The 5,813-nt window shown below is 25.8% G+C and carries 4 protein-coding genes; all 4 read right to left on the bottom strand.

Going from position 1 to position 5,813, the window contains the following annotated elements; all coding sequences use genetic code 11:
• Window positions 1–227: 227 nt before the first annotated feature.
• Window positions 228–1,253 carry a type I glyceraldehyde-3-phosphate dehydrogenase gene (gene gap / locus J7G74_RS02760; protein ID WP_297131622.1) on the bottom strand — a complete coding sequence of 342 codons (1,026 nt, stop codon included), beginning with the start codon at window positions 1,251–1,253 and terminating at the stop codon, window positions 228–230.
• Window positions 1,254–1,806: 553 nt separating this feature from the next.
• Window positions 1,807–2,652 carry a YihY/virulence factor BrkB family protein gene (locus J7G74_RS02755; RefSeq protein ID WP_297131618.1) on the bottom strand — a complete coding sequence of 282 codons (846 nt, stop codon included), beginning with the start codon at window positions 2,650–2,652 and terminating at the stop codon, window positions 1,807–1,809.
• Between the two features lie 424 nt (window positions 2,653–3,076).
• Window positions 3,077–4,774, bottom strand: coding sequence for a phospho-sugar mutase (locus J7G74_RS02750; RefSeq protein ID WP_297131615.1), 1,698 nt, complete (start codon window positions 4,772–4,774; stop codon window positions 3,077–3,079).
• A gap of 193 nt (window positions 4,775–4,967) precedes the next feature.
• The coding region (locus J7G74_RS02745; RefSeq protein ID WP_297131612.1) for a 3D domain-containing protein at window positions 4,968–5,813 on the bottom strand (846 nt) is incomplete at its 5' end.

Below are 5,813 nucleotides of genomic sequence, written 5' to 3'. Positions count from 1 at the left end.
TTTAATTATATAATTTATTATGTGTATGTGTACAAGTAAATTGTTATGTTGCTCTTATTTCTATTACTAATACTAAAATTCTATTTTTTATAAATTTTACCTTCATTATATATGTAAAATGTATGTTAAATTTAAAGTATTTATTTTAATATATTAATTTATTGTTAATACAAAAAAATAAAAACTACAATAAAAGCAAATTGCTTTTTATTGTAGTTTTTATTACATTATTTTACATACTTTAATCTTTGTGCGATAAATTCTATCAAATCTACTGTTCTTGAAGAATATCCCCATTCATTATCATACCAAGATATGATTTTAAACATCTTGTCTCCCATAGACATAGTTGAAAGTCCATCTATTATAGAAGAACGAGAATCTCCTCTATAATCAATTGATACAAGAGGTTCCTCACTATATCCTAATATTCCTTTCAATTCTCCTTGAGAGGCTTTTTTTAATATTTGATTTATCTCTTCTACAGTAGTTTCTTTTTTTAATGTACATACTAAATCAACTAAAGATACTGTTGGAGTTGGTACCCTCACAGCAAGTCCATTTAATTTCCCTTGTAATTGTGGTAAAACTTTTGAAACTGCTTTGGCAGCTCCTGTTGTAGTAGGAATCATAGATTCTCCAGCAGCCCTTGCTCTTCTTAAATCTTTATGAGTTTTATCTAATATTTGTTGATCATTTGTATATGCATGAATAGTAGTCATTAAACCTTTTTCTATTCCAAATTCTTTATCTATGACTTTTGCAAAAGGTGCTAAACAGTTAGTTGTACATGATGCATTAGATATAATATTATGGGTTTCATTGTCATATTCATTTTCATTAACACCCATAACTATAGTCTTATCTTCATCTTTTCCAGGAGCAGTTATAATTACTTTTTTAGCTCCAGCTACTAAATGTTTTTTTGCATCTTCTCTTTTAGTAAACCTTCCTGTAGATTCTATTACTATATCTACTCCTATCTCTCCCCAAGGAATTTCTTCTGGATTATTATATCTAAATATTTTTATTTCATTATTGTTTACTACTATTGTATCCTCATTCTTAACATAAACATCCTCTTTAAATATCCCATAACAAGAATCATATTTAAATAAATGTGCTAATGTTTTAGCATCAGCTCTTGCATTTATAGCAACTATCTCAAAATCATTATTTGATTTTTCATTTGCTATTCTAAGAACATTTCTTCCTATTCTTCCAAAACCATTAATACCTACCTTTATTTTCATATTTAACTCCTCCCATATATCTTCATAATTAGAATACACTATATATTTTTAGTCATATTACTCACTGTATATATCCCAAATAATATATTATATTAATAAAAAACTATCATTTATATCAGTACTAATTACTTTTATTTTTTATTTAGTATACTATAATTATAATATATAGTATGTATTATATATTTATAGTACACTAATTCCCTAAAAAAACAACAAATATTTTATTATTTATGTGCAGCATAAAATCCACCTGTAAAATTCATAGTAAAACTTAGAATTCACTAAAAAATATTACTAACTAATTCAAATTCTAATGGTAGGGTAACAAGTAGAAAAATATATTTCACAAATGTTTTAAGATTAAATAAAAATCCTCCCTTATATTGAAGGAAGGATTTTCATTTAAAAATTTTCACACAATTTTCTATTTTTCTAACTTTTTTCTTATATATTTGTATGGTTTATCATATAATTCGAGTATAAAAATAATATCTTATTATTTTTGTAATTATTATTTAATATGTATAAAAAATATATTTAATGTAAGTATTTTTCATTTAATTTTTTTTCTATATAATCTAGCATTAATTTCACATCCTATTAAAATAGTCCAGCTACTAAGATAAATCCATGTAATTAAAACTATTATACCTCCTATACTTCCATATATGATATCATATTTGGCAAAATTATTTGAATAATAGGAGTAACAGAATGAAGCTATAAGCCAACATAATGTAGATACTATTGCTCCTGGAAGCACTTCTTTAAAGGACAATTTTTTATTTGGTGTAAATCTATATAAATTCATAATTACTATAATAACTGTAACTATACCAACAATATATCTACATAAATTCCATATATACATAAAATATTCATTTAAACCTATAATATTAAAAATAAAAGATCCCAACTTTTCTCCAAATACTAAAAATATCATAGAAGAAAAAATAAGAACTACTAACATTATGACAAAAATTAAGGATATGAATAATACTTCCAAATATGGTCTAGTTTCTCTAATATTATAAGATTTATTCATTCCTCTTATAAGTGCTATTACTGCTCTAGACATAGTATACATAGCCAAAATAAAACTAAAAAATAAAAAATGTATACTTCTATTTTCTATTGCTGATTGAATCAATGAAGTTACTATATTAAATGCACTATTAGGTATAATTTTTTTCAACAAAAAAATATATTTACTTATATTTATAATCGGCGTATAAACTACTAAACTTATTGTAAATATTAAAAATGGAAAAATAGATAATAATAGATAAAAGGAAATCTCTGCTGCTTTAGAATTTATTTCCCTATAATTTGAATATTCTAAGAGAAATTTTATTTTTCTATTATAATCTTTAATTATAGTATTTAAACTTCTTTTCATTCACTTCCTCCCATCTAAGTATATTATTCCTAATATTTTATTTTTATCTCTTATTTTGACATCCTACTTTTATTTATATGACACAGAGTTTATTTTTAATATAAAAGTTAATAAGTAATATATATATTATAATAATATCTTAAGATTTGATTGTCTATAATAGTTATTCCAATGTAAGTTCTTAGATATTTAATATTAATAATATATAAATACTTTATATATTTAGTTTATTACAATTAAGATAAAAAAATTTGCTTTGCTTAAGCCTCTGTGTGGGGCTTCACTTTATATTGCCAATTGATTCGCCAGTTGCTCAAGTAACAAAGTTGGATAATTATATTTTATCCATAGAACAGATAACATATAATTTCCTTACAATAGAAAAGCAGTATAATTCTATATAAGAATTTACTGCTTTTTTTACTTACATTAGTTTATTTAGTATTTCATTTATACTTTCTTTTATTCCTACTAATTTATTATCACTTTCACACTCATTATTTCCTTTTACTGCTAAATAGAACTTAAGCTTTGGTTCAGTTCCTGATGGTCTTATAGCTATCCAAGATTCATCTTCTAAGTAATATTTTAAAACATTTGCTTTTGGTAGATTATCTATACCTTTTTCATAATCTTTAATATCTACAACTTTTTTATTATTAAAAGATTCTAAAGCATTATTTCTGAAATAAGATATTATTTCTTTTATTTTTTCTAAACCTTCAATTCCTGTTAAAGTTAAAGATATCGTCTCTTCTTTAAAGTACCCATATTTTTTGTATAGTTCTTGTAATCCTTCATATAAGCTCATACCCTTTGAGTAATAATATGCAGCCATTTCAGATATTAATAAAGACGCTACTACACCATCTTTATCTCTAGCATGAGTACCTACTAAATATCCATAACTTTCCTCATATCCAAATAGATAAGTTTTATCACATTTTTCTTCAAAAGATTTTATTTTTTCTCCTATGAATTTAAATCCAGTTAATACATTCATAACGTCAATATTATTGGCTTTTGCTATATCTGCACCGAACTCAGATGTTACAATAGTTTTTATCAAAACAGAATTTTCTTTTAATCTTCCTTTTTCTTTTAATCCTTCTATTATATAATCAGTTAACATTCCACCAATTTGGTTACCAGTAAGTAAAGCATAATCACCTTTTGTTGTTCTTACTGCAACACCAACTCTATCACAGTCTGGATCAGTTGCTATTACTAAATCAGCATTTTCAGCTTTAGCAAGTTCTATACCTCTTGTTAATGCTCTCTGGTCTTCTGGGTTTGGGTACTCTATTCCTGAAAAGTTTGAATCTGGTAATTCTTCTTCCTTTACACAAATAACATGCTTAAAACCTACCTCTTCTAAGGCTCTTCTAACAGGAACATTTCCTGTACCACAAAGAGGTGTATAAACCACTTTAAAATCTTTTCCAACTTTTCTAACTAAATCTTCTCTTATTACTTGTTTTTTTACAGCTTCTATAAAATCAGTATCTTGTCTTTCGTCTAATAAAACCACTAAGTTTTTATTTTCTTCCCTTAAAGTAGGTATAGTTGAGTAATCTTCTATTGAATTTATCTCATCGGTAATAGCATTAGCTATCTCTGGCATAACTTGTGCACCATCTTCCCAGTATACCTTATATCCATTATATTCTGGTGGATTATGGCTTGCCGTTATTACTATTCCCGCTATACAATTTAAATTTCTCACTGCAAAAGATAGTTCAGGAGTAGTTCTTAAACTATCAAATATATATGCTTTTATTCCACATGCTGCTAAAGTGTTTGCTGCTTCTATACAAAACTCTCTAGACATATGTCTATTATCATGGGCTATTGCTACTCCCCTAGACTGTTCTTCTTTAGTTGTATTTTTTAATATGTAATTAGCAAGGCCATAAGTTGCCCTTCTCACTGTATATATATTTATTCTATTAGTTCCAGCTGCTATTATACCTCTAAGTCCTGCTGTCCCAAACTCTAAATCTTTATAGAATCTATCTTCTATTTCTTTATCATTTCCTTTTAAATTCAGTAACTCTTTCTTTGTATTTTCATCAAAGCAATCATTTTCTAACCAATTATTATATTTTTCCCTATATGTCATTTACAATCTCCTTTACATTTATTATTTATACATCCCAATTACAAATTATGTCATATATATTTTATCCTTATTCTCGTATTTAGTAAATATTGTATAACAATAAATTTATGCTAAAATTCTATATTATATTAATTTAGTATTAGAATATAAAATAAAAAACCAGATTAAGATTATACTTAATCTGGTACTTTAATTATCCTATAATATAAATATCAATATTACGTTTTCCCCAATTGTAACATTCAGAGCTAGAGTTCATATATATATCGATTTTATTTCCTTTTATTCCACCACCACAATCTTCAGCTGTAAATACCATATTAAACTGAGGTATATAAACCCTTGCACCATAAGGTATAATTCTTGGATCTACAGCTATTGTCCCCCATCTAGCTCTCGTTCCAGTAGCTGTAGTTCCACCACCACTATAAGCAGTAGCTGATACAACTAATTTTTTGCCACTAGAGCTGTAACTCCCTCCTCCAGATGATTTATAATTAGCATATCCCTTTGAATTACTTGAATTTTTTAATGCAGTTTTAGTATAATTATTTGTATTAGTTCCCTTTGTTATAATCTTATCCACTGGCTTCTCTCGAATTATTTCTTCTTGGATAACTTTAGAAACTAATTTATTATTATGATATACTTCCTCATATATAGTAGTTTTTCTTCCTTCTTTCCCTTGTTGTGTTACTTTCGTTGTTCCTTTTGCCAAATTATTATCTTTTTTAATTTTAGTTTCATAAGCAATCCTCTCATGTTCACTTACAGTGACTACATCTACATATGTAACTTTAATTTCCATATTATCTTGTAATTTTGTATCTAAACTAGGTTTTATAATATCATCTTCATCATAGATAATATTATTTTCTTTTAATAAGTCCTCCACATTTTTAGCAAAAGAATTAATTATTTTTTCTTCCCCTCTTACTATTAAATTGACATTTTCCTTGTTTATAACATCATATCCAGCAAGCAATCCACCTAACAATACAACAACTAAACATTTTAAAATTATTTTATGATTTTTTAA

Source organism: Terrisporobacter sp., assembly GCF_017888745.1.
GTDB lineage: Bacteria > Bacillota > Clostridia > Peptostreptococcales > Peptostreptococcaceae > Terrisporobacter.
Note: the sequence above shows the minus strand (reverse complement) of the source record. Positions and strands in the feature narration are given on the sequence as shown.